This window comes from Nocardia suismassiliense, from assembly GCF_900269665.1.
Lineage (GTDB): Bacteria > Actinomycetota > Actinomycetes > Mycobacteriales > Mycobacteriaceae > Nocardia > Nocardia suismassiliense.
On the sequence record NZ_LT985361.1, the window covers coordinates 4548735 to 4564351 of the forward strand.

At 68.0% G+C, this 15617-nt stretch carries 18 protein-coding genes; 9 read left to right on the top strand and 9 right to left on the bottom strand.

Features of this window, described 5'->3' with window-relative positions:
* From DBO33_RS20305 to DBO33_RS20330, 6 genes are all read right to left on the bottom strand, one after another.
* Nucleotides 1–1413 (bottom strand): DEAD/DEAH box helicase (locus DBO33_RS20305; RefSeq protein ID WP_234391377.1); only part of this gene is annotated, 1413 nt, incomplete at its 3' end.
* A gap of 194 nt (nt 1414–1607) precedes the next feature.
* Nucleotides 1608–2546, bottom strand: a complete 939-nt coding sequence (locus DBO33_RS20310) for a M56 family metallopeptidase (protein WP_107656457.1) — start codon at nt 2544–2546, stop codon at nt 1608–1610.
* Between the two features lie 40 nt (nt 2547–2586).
* A complete protein-coding gene (locus DBO33_RS20315; protein WP_107656458.1) occupies nt 2587–2976 on the bottom strand; it encodes a BlaI/MecI/CopY family transcriptional regulator in 390 nt (129 codons plus the stop codon).
* 78 nt (nt 2977–3054) lie between these two features.
* A complete protein-coding gene (locus tag DBO33_RS20320; RefSeq protein WP_107656459.1) occupies nt 3055–3924 on the bottom strand; it encodes an ABC transporter ATP-binding protein in 870 nt (289 codons plus the stop codon).
* Complete coding sequence (locus tag DBO33_RS20325; protein WP_107656460.1) at nt 3921–5006, bottom strand: FecCD family ABC transporter permease; 1086 nt, start codon at nt 5004–5006, stop codon at nt 3921–3923. The genes DBO33_RS20320 and DBO33_RS20325 overlap by 4 nt, the downstream gene beginning before the upstream one ends.
* Nucleotides 5003–6049 (bottom strand): FecCD family ABC transporter permease, encoded by a 1047-nt coding sequence (locus DBO33_RS20330; RefSeq protein WP_107656461.1) that lies wholly within the window; start codon nt 6047–6049, stop codon nt 5003–5005. The genes DBO33_RS20325 and DBO33_RS20330 overlap by 4 nt, the downstream gene beginning before the upstream one ends.
* Nucleotides 6050–6156: 107 nt before the next feature.
* On the opposite strand from DBO33_RS20330, the gene DBO33_RS20335 reads away from it, so the two are divergent.
* The 6 genes from DBO33_RS20335 (at nt 6157) to DBO33_RS20360 (ending at nt 11153) form a co-directional block, all read left to right on the top strand.
* Nucleotides 6157–6867, top strand: coding sequence for a hypothetical protein (locus DBO33_RS20335; protein ID WP_107656462.1), 711 nt, complete (start codon nt 6157–6159; stop codon nt 6865–6867).
* A gap of 403 nt (nt 6868–7270) precedes the next feature.
* On the top strand, nt 7271–8086 hold the full coding sequence (locus DBO33_RS20340) for a carbonic anhydrase (RefSeq protein WP_107656463.1): 816 nt from the start codon (nt 7271–7273) through the stop codon (nt 8084–8086).
* 100 nt (nt 8087–8186) lie between these two features.
* The gene (locus DBO33_RS20345; protein WP_407670622.1) at nt 8187–8576 is read left to right on the top strand and encodes a PaaI family thioesterase; all 390 of its coding nucleotides are present in this window, start codon (nt 8187–8189) and stop codon (nt 8574–8576) included.
* Between the two features lie 84 nt (nt 8577–8660).
* Nucleotides 8661–8963: an urease subunit gamma gene (locus DBO33_RS20350; protein WP_107656465.1), complete on the top strand. Its 303-nt coding sequence runs from the start codon at nt 8661–8663 to the stop codon at nt 8961–8963.
* A gap of 50 nt (nt 8964–9013) precedes the next feature.
* Nucleotides 9014–9331 (top strand): urease subunit beta, encoded by a 318-nt coding sequence (locus DBO33_RS20355; RefSeq protein ID WP_107656466.1) that lies wholly within the window; start codon nt 9014–9016, stop codon nt 9329–9331.
* Between the two features lie 100 nt (nt 9332–9431).
* Nucleotides 9432–11153: an urease subunit alpha gene (locus DBO33_RS20360; RefSeq protein WP_107656467.1), complete on the top strand. Its 1722-nt coding sequence runs from the start codon at nt 9432–9434 to the stop codon at nt 11151–11153.
* Here the strand turns inward: DBO33_RS20360 and DBO33_RS20365 are convergent.
* Nucleotides 11150–11674 (bottom strand): DUF3558 family protein, encoded by a 525-nt coding sequence (locus DBO33_RS20365; protein WP_107656468.1) that lies wholly within the window; start codon nt 11672–11674, stop codon nt 11150–11152. The two genes, DBO33_RS20360 and DBO33_RS20365, sit on opposite strands and share 4 nt — an antisense overlap.
* Before the next feature lie 94 nt (nt 11675–11768).
* Nucleotides 11769–12107, bottom strand: a complete 339-nt coding sequence (locus DBO33_RS20370; protein WP_234390940.1) for an ArsR/SmtB family transcription factor — start codon at nt 12105–12107, stop codon at nt 11769–11771.
* Nucleotides 12108–12647: 540 nt separating this feature from the next.
* Here DBO33_RS20370 and DBO33_RS20375 point away from each other — a divergent pair.
* Genes DBO33_RS20375 through DBO33_RS20385 form a run of 3 tightly spaced genes read left to right on the top strand, consistent with a single transcriptional unit; the run spans nt 12648 to nt 14550 of the window.
* Nucleotides 12648–12836 (top strand): hypothetical protein, encoded by a 189-nt coding sequence (locus DBO33_RS20375; protein ID WP_107656469.1) that lies wholly within the window; start codon nt 12648–12650, stop codon nt 12834–12836.
* Between the two features lie 2 nt (nt 12837–12838).
* Entirely contained in the window at nt 12839–13783 is a 945-nt protein-coding gene (locus tag DBO33_RS20380) for a magnesium transporter CorA family protein (protein ID WP_107656470.1), read from the top strand.
* A gap of 47 nt (nt 13784–13830) precedes the next feature.
* Nucleotides 13831–14550 carry a TetR/AcrR family transcriptional regulator gene (locus tag DBO33_RS20385; RefSeq protein ID WP_107656471.1) on the top strand — a complete coding sequence of 240 codons (720 nt, stop codon included), beginning with the start codon at nt 13831–13833 and terminating at the stop codon, nt 14548–14550.
* A 10-nt stretch (nt 14551–14560) separates the two neighbouring features.
* On the opposite strand, the gene DBO33_RS20390 is transcribed toward DBO33_RS20385, so the two are convergent.
* Entirely contained in the window at nt 14561–15613 is a 1053-nt protein-coding gene (locus DBO33_RS20390; RefSeq protein ID WP_107656472.1) for a ferredoxin--NADP reductase, read from the bottom strand.
* Nucleotides 15614–15617 lie beyond the last annotated feature (4 nt).

Here is a 15617-nt window from a genome sequence, read left to right on the forward strand (position 1 = left end):
CGACCCGGTGCCACTCGATGAACCCGCAGCGCGCCCGCCCGAGGCACCCGCCCCGGACCGTCCCTTCGAACCTTGATCGCGCGACGACCCTTTCGCCGAACCATCCTTGCGCCGATCGGCCGCCGCATGCTCGGCCCGCACCGGCGCGCCCCCGCCGCGCGTCTCACCCGACCGCCGCCCGGCTCCGGAGCGTCGCCGACCGGTCCCCGAATTACTCTCCGCCACAGGCTGCTTGGGAGGTGCAGGTGCGGCGACCGGAACGCCCGAGGGCTGCCGTGCCCCGGTGATCTCGATCAGCCGACGATCGCCGGGCCGAACATCGATGCCCACGATTTCAACGCCGGCCTTGCGCGACATAGCCTCGACCTCGCGCCGTTCCTCGTCCATCACCAGCGTGACGACCACCCCGTCCTCACCCGCCCGCGCGGTCCGCCCGGCGCGATGCAGATACGCCTTGGACTCCGCGGGCGGATCGACGTGCACCACAAGCGAAATGTTGTCGACGTGGATTCCTCGCGCCGCGACGTCGGTGGTGACCAGCACCGGAATCGACCCGTCCGCGAACGCCGCCAGCGTGCGCGTCCGGTTGTTCTGCGCCTTACCGCCGTGCAACGCGCCTGCCGCGACGCCGGCCCCACGCAACTGCTTGGCCAGCCGGTCCGCACCGTGCTTGGTGCGCACGAACATGATGGTGAGCCCGTCGCGCGCGGCGATCTCGGCGGCCACGGACCGCTTGGCGAGCTTGTCGCGCACGAAGAGCAGGTGGTGCGTCATGGTGGTGACCGACGCGGACGCGGGCGCGGTGGAGTGGGTGACGGGGGAGCGCAGGTAACGCTTGACCAGCTTGTCCACCTCGCCGTCCAGCGTGGCCGAGAACAGCAGCCGCTGACCATCTTTCGGTGTCTGGTCGAGCAGTTTGGTGACCTGCGGCAGGAACCCCATGTCGGCCATGTGATCGGCCTCGTCCAGCGCGGTGATCCGCACATCGGACAGCCCTGCCGAACCCTGCGCGATCAGATCGGAGAGTCGCCCGGGTGTGGCGATGAGCAGATCGACGCCGCGCGCGAGCCGCTCGGCCTGCCGCCGGATCGGCGCGCCACCGACCACCGACGCGACCCGCAAGCCCATCGCGAGCGCGGGTCCGTCCAGTGCCCGTTCGATCTGCGCGGCCAGTTCACGGGTGGGCACCAGCACCAGTCCGCGCGGCCGCCCCGGCTTGGTCGACCCGCTGGCCAGCCGGGCCAGCATGGGCAGACCGAACGCGAGCGTCTTACCGGACCCGGTCGGGCCGCGGCCGAGCACATCCTTGCCCGCCAACGCATCCGGCACCGTCGCGGCTTGGATCGGAAACGGTGCCTCGATGCCGTCGTTGCGCAGTGCCTGCACGAGCACGGCGGGCAGCCCCAGGTCCATGAAGGTCACGGTGGGCGCCGCGGCGACGGGTGTCGAGGGGGTCACGGGTGCTGTGTGCCTTTCGTAGGACGCGCTCGTGCTCGGAAAACGCGTTGCAGGTGGGGCGGTGCGCGCTACGGGAGAACAGCAGCGCGAAAAGACGATGCGGCCGACCGAGTAGCAGGCCAAGTGTCCAGGATACGTCCTACGATCCGCTAACCACGGAACAGGCGTTCGAGCTCCACCAGCCAGGGCACCGCGACGGCCATGGTCGGCACGACGAGGATGGCGGCCGAGCCGAGGTAGGCGGCGGTGGCGACCCGAACGTCACCGATCCGCCCGGTGAGGCGCTGGATGCGAATCAGGGTGGTCGGCCCGCCCGCGGCGAGCGCACCCTGCGGCGCGGTGGACTTCGAGCAGGCGACGAGCGCGCGCGCCAGCGGCTTCGGGCCGGTCACCTTCACCGCGGAGTCGTCGGCGAGCAGTTCGATGAGCAGTTTCACCGAGCCGAGCGCGGCCTTGCTTCGGACGAATCGCGGAAACGCTTCGTGCACAGCGGTGAACGCCTCGAGCACCAGGTCGTGCCTGGCGCGCAGGTGTGAGCGTTCGTGGCTGACGATCGCGGTGATCTCCGCGTCGTCCAGGTTGGTCAGGGTGCCTTCGCTGATCACCACGCGCTGGCGGAGACCGGGCAGGCAGTAGGCGATCGGTTCGGTCGCGGCGAGCACTCGGATATCGGAGGCGCGGCGGCGCGGACCGCTCTGATCGAGCAGGTCGACCAGCATCCGGTGCCTGGCCCGCCTGCGCCGCGTGTGCACCCCAACCCGGACGATCGCGTAACAGAGCCGCGCGCCGACCAGCAGTGTCAGCGCGAACACGAAAACGTAGGCCAGCCACAGCGGTAACCCGAGCGCGTCGATCTCGCGGGTGGGTGCGGTGGTCGGCCTGCCGTCGGGTCCGGGCACCAGCAGTTCGGCGGCGATGGCCAAACCGGAGCCGAACGCGCTGAGCACGGCGGCGAGCGCGATGGCCTGCCAGAGCACGAGCGCGGCGCGGGGCGTCCGGTATGTCCAGGTCGCCCGGCTGAGCAAGGCCGGGGCAGGCCCCGCGAGAAGCAATGCGAGTCCGGCGAATACCGGCGCGGTTGCGTTCATCGACTCAGCTCACTGCGTTGGGGGCAAGGTCGCGAGGAGTCTACTGCGGGGGCGGTGTGTCCTCGTTCGCTTCGAGCTTAGCGAGTGCTTCGCGAAGTGCGGCAGCCTCATCCTTTCCGACCTGTTCCACGAAGTGCACCAGCGCGGCGGCGCGGCTGCCCGCGGCGTCGGCCTGTTGTAGTGCGTCCACCATGAGGCTGGCGACCAATTCGTCCCTGCTGTGCACGGGCGCGTAACGATGAGCACGGTCGTCGCGCTGCTGGACCACGAGGTTCTTCTTCGCGAGTCGTTGCAGCACCGTCATCACCGTGGTGTACGCGAGCTCGCGGCGTGCGGCCAATGCCTCGTGCACCTGCCGGACTGTCTGCGGTTCATCGGTCGACCACAACTGGTCCATGACCGCTTTCTCGAGTTCACCAAGTCCTGCCATTCCACAATTTTACGGACTCAACGACGCGCATGCGTACTACAGGGTGTCGTAACTATGGAATAGCTGGTGTGGTATTTGTCATACGGCGGTGGATTCGGGCATGACGGGCCCGCCTGCCTTGCCGAGAACGTGGCGCGTTCCGATCGGCACAACCATCGGCCGGCCGGACACCGGATCCTCCAGCACCGAGGCGTCGAGGTCGAAAACCTCGCGCAGCAAAGCGACGTCGATGATGTCGGCGGGCTTGCCCTGCGCGACGATGCGACCTTCGCGCATCACGATCAGCTCATCGCTGTAGCGGATCGCCAGATTCAGGTCGTGCAACACCATCACCACGGTGCGGCCGAGCTCGGCGTGCAACCGATCGACCAGGTCGAGCACGTCCACCGCGTGCGCGAGGTCGAGGTAGGTGGTCGGCTCGTCGAGCAGCAGGATGTCGGTGCCCTGCGCCAGCGCCATGGAGATCCAGGCCCGCTGGCGTTGGCCGCCGGAAAGCTCGTCGAGCGCGCGGTCGGCCAGCTCGGCGATGCCGGTCTGCGCGAGCGCGGTCATCACCTCGTCCTCGTCGGCGGCCGACCACTGCTGGAACCACGACTGATGCGGATGACGCCCGCGCGCCACGAGATCGGCGACGGTCAGCCCCTCCGGCGCGACCGGCGACTGCGGCAGCATGCCGATCACCCGGGCCACATCTTTGGTCTTCATCGTCGAAATGGCCTTGCCGTCCAACAACACTCGGCCCTGTTGCGGGCGGAGCAACCGGCCGAGCGAGCGCAGCAGGGTGGATTTGCCGCAGCCGTTGGGCCCGATCACCGTGGTGATCACGCCGGGCGCGATGTCGAGGGTCAGCCCGTCGATGATCACCCGATCGCCGTAGGCGAGCGTGACGTCGTCGGCGGCGAGCCGGGTTGGCGCCGATTCCGCGGTGGTCGCAGCGTCTGTGGTCATGACAGCGTCGCCTTCCGATTCATTCGCACGAGCAGGTAGAGTAGGAACGGTCCGCCGAAGGCCGCGGTCACGATGCCCACCGGCAGGTCGGCCGGGAAGAGCGAGCGCGACGCGACATCCGCGCCGACCACCAGGATGGCACCGGTGAGCGCCGACCCGATCAGCGGTTCGCCTGGGGTGCGCAGCAGCCGCCGCGCGATCTGCGGCGCGGACAGCGCGACGAAACTCACCGGCCCGACGGCCGCGGTCGCCACCGAGGCGCCGACCACCGCCGCGCCGATCAGGATGGCCTGCTGGGTTTGGATGCGAACACCCAGCGACCGGGTGGTGTCGGCGCCGAGCCGCAGCGCGGCCAAGGTGCGGGCCGAGCCGAGCGCGACGACCACCACCACGGCCAGCGCCAATGTCGCTGGCAGCAAACCGGATCGATCGGCGTTGTTCAGAGATCCGTTGAGCCACAACTGGGCTCGCTGGGCGTCTTGCAGTGTGGCGCGGGTGAGCAACCAGCTGATGCCGGCCAGCAGCAAGGCGTTCATGCCGACGCCGATCAGGACCAGGCGCAAACCCGTCACGCCCCGGTCACCGGTCGGACTGCGGCCCCAAGCCAAGAGATAGATCGCCACGGCGGTGAGCAGACCGCCGGCCAAGGCGGCCAGCGGCGCGCCGAACGTCGCGAGCAGCCCGGTGCCACCCCCGCCGACCACCACCGCGACGGCGCCGAGGCTGGCGCCGGTAGTGATGCCGAGCATGTCCGGCGCGGCGAGCGGGTTGTGCAGGATGGACTGGGTGATCGCCCCCGCGAGTCCGAGGGCGGTCCCGACGACCAGCGCGGTGAGCGCCCGCGGCAGCCGGGAGTCGAGCACGATGAACCGCTGGGCTCGGGTTCCGCCGCCGGTCAGCACGTCGATCACTCGGCCGAGCGGGATGTGCGAGTCGCCGGTGGCGATGTCCAGGCAGAAGCACAGCACCAGCAGCGCGACCAGCGCCAGGACGACGAGCACCATCACCGGACGCAACACCACCGAGGCGGGCCCGACCCGCAGCGCCGGCCGTGAGCTCGCGGTCTTCAGCGACAGTGTCACAGGCTCACCAACTTCCGACGCCGGACGAACGCGATGAAGAACGGCGCACCGACCGCGGCCAGCATCACGCCCACCTGCAGCTCTCCCGGTTTGGCCACGACGCGTCCGACGATGTCGGCGATCAGCAGCAGCAGTGCGCCGAACAATCCGGAGTACGGGACGAGCCAGCGGTAGTCCGGCCCGGTGATCACCCGGGCCAGGTGCGGCACCACGAGCCCGAGGAATGCGATCGGGCCGACCGCCGCGGTCGATGCGCCGGACAGCAGCACGATCGCGGCGAGTCCGAGCGCACGACTGCGGCCGATGTTCACCCCGAGTCCGCGCGCCACGTCGTCGCCGAGACTGAGCAGATTCAGGCCGGGGGAGGCGATGAGGGCGAGGAGCAAACCGAGGGCCAGGAATGGCAGTACCTGCCATAACACCGAGGCGTCGCGGCCCGCGACCGTGCCGACGACCCAGAATCGGTAGGTGTCCAGCGCCGCGGGATCAAGCAGCACAATGGCATTGGTCATCGCCTGCAAAAATGCGGTGACTGCCGCGCCGGCCAGCACCAGGCTCAACGGGCTCGCCTTGCCGCCGCCGATGGCCGAGGCGCTGAACACCACCACCCCGGCGATCAGCGCTCCGGCGAAGGCGAACCAGATGTACTGCTCCGGCGCGGTGAACGCGAACAGGTAGATGCTCAGCGCCGCGAGAAATGCCGCGCCGGCGTTGAGCCCGAGCAGTCCGGCGTCGGCGAGTGGGTTGCGTGTGTAGCCCTGGATCAGCGCGCCCGCCATGCCGAGGGCGAGTCCGGTGACCAGCGCCAGCGCCGTGCGAGGTAGCCGAAGTCCACGTACGATTTCCTCGGCGGTGGAACCGGCCGGGCAACTGAACGGTCCACCAGGACAGGTGAGCGCGTTGTGCAGGGCGTCGTAGACGGTGCCCGGCGCCAGCGACCTGGTGCCGATCGCGATGCTGGCAACCACGGCGAGCAGGAGCAGTGCGGTCAGGATGAGCAGGCCGGTCAGGCGACGCCGCCGTGTGTTGCCGAGCGTGGTCACGGTGACGAACTACTCCTGAGATTCGTGGTAGCAGAGTACTGGTTGGTCTGGTAAGCCTAACCTATCTTGCGGTACGCACCGCTACGGCCAATCCTCGAGGAGGTTCAATGCCCGAGCTCATGACCACCTGCCCGCCGCGCCATACGTACCTGGCGTTCGATCGCACGTGTGACAGGCTGCGCGCGCTGCAGCCTGAGCATCCGCGTGTGTATGCGGTGGCGGCGATGGTCGAGCAGGGCAAGCGCCGATGGTGGCGGCTCGCCGACGGGGTGCGCGAAGGTCGCATCGAACGCATGTATCGCAGGCACGCCGCGGAGATGATCCGCGCCGATGTCGCGGCCGAGGTGGTGGCGACCGCGCTGATCCACGCGGTGGTCGGCCGGGTGATCGCGCTGCTGGTGGCCGAGGGCCGGGCCTGGGATCCGGGCCTGGAGAACCTGTGGATCCACACCGACAACGACGGCGGCATCGACTGGGCCGGGCTGGGCGACACCACCATTCGCGTGCTCGACGGCGACCCGCTGGGCGAGGAGCCGGGTGTGGTGAGCCTGCCGTGCGAGGGCGCGATGTATGTCTGGCTCGCGCATCGCTGCGAGCCGTCGCTGACGCTGATCCAGTCGAGCATGGCCCGCTACTCCGGGCTGAGCGCGCGCCGATTCTGGCTGCTGGTCGGTGAATCCATCGCGGGCGCCTCGACGTACGTGCCGGATCTGGCCGGCACCGACGCCGTGGTGGGCACGCGGCGCGGTCAAGGGCTCTTGGCGGCCTTGGAACAGCGCGGATTACCGGTTCGACGCGCGACGGCCTTGCTAAGTTAGGTAAGCCTGACCTATAGTCATAACCGGCGTAAGGATTGGTCGAGAGTCCCGAGGGCTGCGGTGACCCCCGATCCATTGCCGCGAAGGGCTCCACCCCTAGGGGTGGAGCCCTTCGCTTTGTCCAGGTGTGACCTATCTCGCTTTTCCGTTCCCTGGCGTGCCGCGATTTCGCGGGTCTACTGTGACGCCGACACGGAAGCGAAATCCCCTGAACCACTGGGTGATTCGTCGCATTTCGGACAGCACGGCGGGTCGGAAACCGCCGCGTGGCCGAGCTGTGCGATGCCGTGTCGCCGACCTTCGGTGCGACCGCCGCCGCACCGCTGCCGAGTCGCCGACGCCCGTTTGCCTTGCCCGGCAAACGTTCTCGCCGTCGCTCATCCTGTACCGAGGAGTGTGCCGGGTGCTCGCCGAACCATCCCGTTTCCGTTCCGTCGCCGCGGCCTCGGCCGCGACGGCTCTATTGCTCGCCGCCTGTGGCGATGAGCCGAAATCGCGCAGTCACGTTCCGGTCGGCGCGGCCGCGCATGCCGCATCGCACTGGGACTACGACGCCGAAGGTCCCGACCACTCGGCCGATTTGGACTACGACTACCTCACTTGTAAGAGCGGCCACGAACAGTCGCCCATCGATCTGCCGAGCCATACCCGGCTCGACCCGGCCGAGCACATCACCCTCGACTACGGCTCGGTGCCGACGCTGCGGCTGGTCGACAACGGACATACCGTGCAGGCGAACCTGCAGGCGGGCAACGGAAATCGCCTCGTCGCCGGGGGAGTGGCGTACGAGCTCACGCAGTTCCACTTCCACCTGCCGAGCGAACACACCGTCGACGGCGGCGGCACCGCCATGGAATTGCACCTGGTGCACAAGAGCAGTGCGGGCAAGCTCGCGGTACTCGGGGTCTTGTTGGCGGAGGTGGCCGAGCCCTCGCCGTTCGACGAAATCCTTTCGACCGCACCGACAACGGTGGACACCGAGACGATCATCGAAACCCCGACCGACTTGCGCGCACTGCTGCCCGCGGACCTCGACCAGTTCCGCTACCAAGGCTCGCTCACCACGCCACCGTGCAGCGAGGGCGTCTCGTGGACCGTGCTCGAACACCCGGTGCCGGTCGCCACCGCAGGCGTGGATCGGTTCCGGGCATTGTTCCCGCACAGCAACCGCCCCACCCAGCCGCTGAACGGACGACCGGTCACGCTGGCGGGCGGGTGAGCCAGCGGTAATCGGTGCAAACCGCTGTGCAAAAGTGGACCACATGACAGATCAGGAGAAGCCGGCGGCGGACTGGCTTGCGACCATCACGCCGGAGCAGATGACCGAGGCCAGCGAAGGCACGTTCAGCGACCTGATCGGCCTGCAATACACCGAGCTGAGCCCGGACCGGGTGCGCGGCGAGTGGACCGTCAAACCGCACCTGTACCAGCCCGCGGGCATCCAGAACGGCGGCGTCTACTGCACCGTCATCGAGACACTCGCCAGTGTCGCAGGCGGGATCTGGTACGGCGGCAAGGGCGCCGTCGTCGGGGTGAACAACAACACCGATTTCCTGCGCGCGGTCCGCGACGGCACCCTCTACGGCGAGGCGACCCCGGTCCATCGCGGCCGGTTGCAGCAGCTGTGGCAGGTGGTGATCACCGACGAGCAGGAGCGGGTGGTCGCGCGCGGCCAAGTCCGGCTGCAGAACCTGCCTGCCAGGGACTGACCAGGCGCTCGTCCCGCACCGCCGGGACGGGCGTGCCAGAATGACCGTCACCCCGACCACCCCCGACCCGGTGAGGAACCCCGAATGCGACTGTCGCCGCACGAGCAGGAACGGCTGCTGTTGAGCTACGCGGCCGAGCTGGCGCGGCGCAGGCAGGCGCGCGGGCTCAAGCTCAACCACCCCGAAGCCGTCGCGCTGATCAGCGACCACGTGCTCGAAGGCGCCAGGGACGGTCGCTCGGTGGCCGAGCTGATGTCTTCGGGGCGAACGGTTCTCACCCGCGCCGACGTGATGGAGGGCGTGCCGGAGATGATCCACGACGTCCAGGTCGAGGCCACCTTCCCCGACGGCACCAAGCTGGTCACCGTCCACCATCCGATCGGCTAGGAGCGCCGCATGAGACAACGACGCGAAGCCGACGGGCGGGTGCGCGCGGCATGATTCCCGGTGAATACCGCTGTGCCGAGGGCACTATCGAGCTGAACGCCGGTGCCGTCCGGATCGAACTCGACGTGGTGAATACCGGCGACCGGCCGGTCCAGGTAGGCAGCCACGTGCATTTCCCGCAGTCCAATGCCGCGCTGCGGTTCGACCGCGAAGCCGCGCACGGCTACCGGCTCGACATCCCGGCCGGAACCGCCGTCCGTTTCGAACCCGGCCTGGGCCAACGTGTTTCGCTGGTCCCCATCGGCGGCACCCGCGAGGTCCACGGCATCACCTTCCCAGCCCCCGGCCACCTGGACGATCCGCAGTGAGCAAGCGCAGCCGCACGACTTCTGATTTCCCGCATACGAAATCGCATGCGATGTCCGGTGCGGGAAACCAAAAAGTGTGCGCCGACTCCGAGAGGGCACGATGAGCGAGTTGAGCCGCGCACGGTATGCGGAGCTGTTCGGGCCGACCACCGGCGACCGAATTCGGCTGGCCGACACCGATCTTTTCGTCGAGATCACCGAAGACCGCAGCGGCGGACCGGGACTCGCGGGCGACGAAGCCGTCTTCGGCGGCGGCAAGGTGCTGCGCGAATCCATGGGCCAGTCCCGCGCGACGCGCGCCGACGGTGCTCCGGACACGGTGATCACCGGCGCGGTGATCATCGACCACTGGGGCATCATCAAGGCCGACATCGGTATTCGGGACGGCCGCATCTGCGGCATCGGCAAGGCGGGCAACCCCGACACCATGGACGGCGTACACCCCGACCTGGTCGTCGGCCCGTCCACCGAGATCATCGCGGGTAACGGCCGCATCCTCACCGCGGGCGCCATCGACTGCCACGTGCACTTCATCTGTCCGCAGCTGATGGACGAGGCGCTCGGCGGCGGCATCACCACGCTGATCGGCGGCGGCACCGGCCCGGCCGAGGGCAGCAAGGCGACCACCGTCACGCCCGGTTCCTGGCATCTGGCCAGGATGCTGGAGGCCACCGACGGCTGGCCGCTGAACATCGTGCTGCTCGGCAAGGGCAATACGGTCAGCGCCGACGCCATGTGGGAGCAGTTGCGTGGCGGCGCAGCAGGTTTCAAGCTGCACGAGGACTGGGGCTCCACCCCGGCCGCGATCGACGCCTGCCTCACCGTCGCCGACGCGGCGGGCGTCCAGGTGGCCCTGCACTCGGACACGTTGAACGAGGCCGGTTTCGTCGAGGACACCCTCGGCGCCATCGCGGGCCGCGGCATCCACGCCTATCACACCGAGGGCGCGGGCGGCGGCCACGCGCCCGACATCATCACTGTCGCAGCGCATCTCAACGTGCTGCCGAGTTCGACCAATCCCACCCGCCCGCACACGGTGAACACCCTCGACGAGCATCTCGACATGCTGATGGTGTGCCATCACCTGAGCGCGTCCATCCCGGAAGACCTGGCGTTCGCGGAGAGCCGGATTCGCCCGTCCACCATCGCGGCCGAGGACCTGCTGCACGACCTCGGCGCGATCTCGATGATCGGCAGCGATTCCCAGGCCATGGGCCGCATCGGCGAGGTGGTCATGCGCACCTGGCAGACCGCGCACGTGATGAAGCGCCGCCGTGGCGCGCTGCCCGGTGACGGCGCCGCCGACAACGCCCGAGTGCAGCGGTACATCGCCAAATACACCATCTGCCCAGCCGTTGCGCACGGTCTCGACCACGAGATCGGGTCGGTGGAGGTCGGCAAGCTCGCGGACCTGGTGCTGTGGGAGCCCGCCTTCTTCGGTGTCCGCCCGCACGCGGTGCTCAAGGGCGGTGCCATCGCCTGGGCCGCGATGGGCGATGCCAACGCCTCCATCCCGACCCCGCAGCCGGTGCTGCCGCGGCCCATGTTCGGTGCCGCCCCGCTCGTCGCGGCCGCGACCTCCCTGCACTTCGTCTCCGAGCAGGCGATCGACGACGGCCTGGCCGACCGGCTGCGCATCAACCGAAAGCTGGCTCCGGTCAAGAACGTTCGTGATCGCAAGAAGACCGACATGCCGCACAACGACGCCATGCCGCGCATCGAGGTCGACCCGGACACGTTCACCGTGCGCATCGACGGCGAGGTCTGGACCGAGCAGCCCGCCACCGAACTCCCGATGGCTCAGCGCTATTTCCTGTTCTAGGGGGAGAGGTCGACCATCAGCGTGGCCAGCTGCAAGGCAGCCGCGCACGGGTCGAGTGATGTTGTGCGCGAACGGGTCTGGACCCGCCAGGTGATGGCGCCGTTGGACGCGGCGACGACCGCGCAGTCGCCGGGATCGTGCGGGTTTCGCACGTAGAACGCGGTCGCGGTGACCGTGCCGAGGGCGTGCTTGGTGATCACCATGTGCTCGGTCCGGAAGCCGCCGGCTCTGGCGCGGTCCCACAGCTGCTGGAGCGAGTCCTGCGCGGAGAAGGTGAAGCTGATACCCGCATCGCCGTCACCGACCTGCGCCTCCCAGAAGCAGGCCTGCGCGCTGCGGTGGGCGGTCAGGCTGTCGGCATGGACGGCGTCGCTGATCTGCTGGGTGGTCACCGGCGCGCAGTCGGCGAACGGACTGGCGGGCGCCGCAGGGGCGGCGTCCGGGGTGCTGCTGCATCCCGTCACCAATCCGGCCAGGGCGAGCACGGCGAATCCGGCATTACGGGCAGAGAACGGAGTCATCACCGCTCCCTTTCTGGATCATCAAAGGAGTCAGACCAGGCCACGGTACCGACCGGTCTGTAGAAATGCGACCTGAGCAGCGGCGATCTTGGTCTCAGTCGACGCCGTCCGGCAATCGGCCGCCGTGCAGCCGGTGGTGCCGGAAGGCGAGGCGGACGATATCGGCGATGCCGGGATCGGCGATCGTATAGACATTGCGCCGGCCCTCTTTGCGCATACGCACCAGACCGGTCAGTTTGAGTTTGGCGAGATGCTGACTCACCGCGGGCACGGTTTGGCCGATCTCGGTGGCCAGCGTGCCGACGTCGCGTTCGCCTTGGCTGAGCAACCAGAGGATCTGCAGCCGGGCGGTGGCCGCGAGCATGCCGAAAACCGCTGCCGCGTCATGTAGTTGAGCCGCCGGGATGGGACCCGGCTCGCCGTGCTCGGTCACGTCCGCCTCCAACCTGTCGGTAGCGTGGCACGGAGTGGAATACTTGCGCAACTGATTGACGGATGTGGGGCAGCGGGTTTCTAATAATGAGTGCGCGAGTCCGCGTAAATGAACAACCAACGAAGCGGGGTGAGCGGCTGATGCCGGTTGACAGTATCGACGTCTCTGGCCGGTTCTCCCTAACGAAACGGGTTGTGCCGGTTCGTCGTTGATCTGCCCGCGCGATCCGTGGCCGTGCTGAGCGGCCGGTCGCCTGACGCGGCACCATTTCTCGATCTTTTCGACCCGACGGGTCGGCGCATCCGGCGTCAGCCTGTCCAGTCGGCGCGACCGTCCCCGACGGACCGCTTGTCAACGCGAGTCGTCTACAACGCTGGCAGGTACGAGCGCGGGGGTCGCACACGGCGCTTACCAGCGCGAATGTGCAAGGGCGCGCGCCGATATCCGGGCGCGGCTCGATCGGCTCGCGCACGGACATTCGACCCGCGAGGGAGGCGGGCACTGCCAGAACCAGACACAACGAAGTAGGGGAGTTCCGCCATGGCGATCATGTTCAAGAAGGCCGAAACAGCGCACCGCGCACCGAATCTGGAGCGGCAGTCGATCTGGTTCACCATCGGCCTCTACCTGCTGATCAGTGCGGGGCTGCTGACCATGCACTACGCCCACCCGCAGGGGCCGGTCGGTTCCTCGTCGGGTTCACCCGCCCACTCGTCCTACGGTCGGTAGCGATGCCTGCCCTGAGTAGCGCCGTGCCCGCCGACCGGTTCGACACCGAAGTCCTGCAACAACATTGGATTCCGCTGGCGGCGGGCGACACCGACACCGCCGCCGTCCTGCGCGAGCGGCTCGGCGTCGACTTCGCCGCCGCGCGGAACCGGGTCTGGGAGACCGACAATTTCCTGTACCTGCCGGTCGTCGCCAACTACAAACGCGGCGACGCCATCGAACGCGAAACGATCGTCTTCGCACTCGGTTCCGAATTCCTGGTGACGCTGCAACCGGACGAGCACTTCGTGCCGTTCGACAAGGCGATCGCGAAGATGCGCCGCAACCCCGCCCTCACCGGCTCCGCGCACGGCGTGATGTACGCGCTGCTGTGGGCGCTGAACGAGGCGTCCGAGCGGGTCATCTACTACGCCAGCGACGCGCTGGAGGCGATGAACGACGAGATCGAGATGGCCACCAACGGCTACGACCAGCGCGGCCGCGAGATCGGCGTGGCCGACATGCGCGGCACCATGTCGCGGATGAACGCCGCCGAGGAGATCGTCTCGCGCACGCAGGAGACCCAGCTCCAATTAGCGCGTGCCGCAAGGCATCTGATGGCCGACAGCACCGTGCACAGCGCCGAACTGGAGAGCCTGCTCGCCATCCTGATCGCCGACATCGACGGGGTGAAACAGCACGCGGGCTTCGAACACGACAAGGTCCGCTACCTGCAACAGTCGGTGATGACCTGGCTCGACGTCAAACAGAATCAGATCGTCAAGGTGTTCACCATCATCACCGCGGTCTTCCTGCCGCCCACCCTCATCGCCACCTTCTACGGCATGAATTTCACCTGGATGCCCGAACTGGAATGGCAGCACGGCTTCGTCGCCACCACCTGCATGACCCTGGTGGCCGCGGTGATCCCGCTGGCGTACATCAAACGAAAGGGCTGGCTGCGCTGACCGCCCGTGCGGCGTGGCCGAGCTCGGCATTCAATATCATGACTGGCATGACGGCCGCCGGTAGTAGCTCGCCCGCCGCGCCGCGCCTGGACGCCAGGACCGAACGGTGGCGTGCGCATCGGGAGCAGGTGCGCGGCGAGTTCGTGGATGCCGCGTTCCGCGCTTTGGCCGAGCACGGGCCCGACGTGAGCATGGATGACATCGCGCGGGCCGCGGGTTGTGCCAAACCCAAGCTGTATCGGCATTTCGCGGACAAGACCGATCTGTATCTGGCGATTCTCGAGCGAGTGCAGAGCCTGCTGTGGGAGCGCGTGCTCGCGAAGATCAGCCTGACCACCGATTCGGTGGCCGAACTGCTGCGCACCGCGATCGCCGAGTACGTCGCGGTGGTGGAGGAACAGCCCGACGTGTTCCGGTTTCTGGTGCACAGCCGGATGGCGCAGCAGGCCGAGCAGCCGGAACGGGCCATCGAGGTGGCCCAGCGTTCGGCGTTGGTGGCGGCGCAGCTGATCGAGGAACGGCTGGTCGGGCAGGACGTCGATACCGGCAGTCTGGAGCTCACCGCCTACGCGATCTTCGGCGCGGTGGGCTCGGCGACCGACTGGTGGCTCGGCGCGAATCGGGCCAGGACAGAGGTGATGTCGACCGAGCGGTTCACCGAGCACGTGAGCACCATCGCCCGCGGCATGCTCGACGGTGTCGCCGAACTCAACAACCTGTCCATCGACGTGGACAAGCCGGCTCACCTCGCGTTCCTGCCGGAGTGAATCGCCCCGGCTATTGGTCGAAGGCGATGTGGACCCGGGGTGACTCCGGGAGGGTTTGGCAAGCGAGGGTCAGGCCGAGCGCGATCTCGTCATCGATGAGTGCCTCGCACTGCCGCATTCGGGTGCGGCCTTGCTTCACCGAGCAGACACAGGTGCCGCAGGCGGATTCGCGGCAGACGTAGGGCGCGTCGATCCCGTTGGCCAGCAGCACATCCAGCAGGGGAGTCTGCTTGGGCCAGTTGAGGACGTGGGTCGTGCCGTCGATCTCCACTTCGGCAATGGCGGCATCTGTTGCGGCGGGCAGTGTTTCGCTGTTGCGGTGAGGTTCATCGAACGGATTTGACTGCAAGGACCGGTACTCCTCGGTGTGTATACGAGTCGCCGGCACACGCAAGGCCTGGGCCGCGGTGCCGACCACGGTCATGAATCCCGCAGGCCCGCAACGAAACCACTCATGATCCGAGTACGGCCGTACGAGTTCGGCAACCTCCTTCGAGGTGGGTAGCCCGCGCTCCGATTCCAGCCAGTGCAGCACGCGTAAACGATCGGGGTAGCGGCTCGCCAACTCATCGAGCGCGTCGGCGAAGATCATCGACTGCCGATCCCGATTGGCATACAGCACAACAATATTCCCGCTACCGCCGACCAGCATGGATTTGATGATCGACATGACCGGTGTGATGCCGCTGCCCGCCGCGCACAGCAGCACATCGGTATCCAGATCACGCGGTCCGAACGAGCCGGACGGCTCCAGCACCGTGATCAGGTCACCCACGGCGACGGTGTCGCAGAGCAGGTTCGAGGCATAGCCGCCCGCGATCCGCTTGACGGTCACCGCGATCCGGTCGTCACAGTGCGGGCTGGTGCACAACGAGTAGCACCGCGCCACCGAGCCGGTGCGCTCGCTGGGCACCCGCAGGGTGAGGAACTGGCCGGGACGGTAGCGGAAGCGTTCGCTGAGCTCGTCGGGTACCTCGAAGATCAGGGTGCGGGCGTCGGCCGTCTCCTCGACGACCGCGCCGACCTTCAAAACATGTCCGCGCACGCCGTTGTCCGCGTTCATCGTG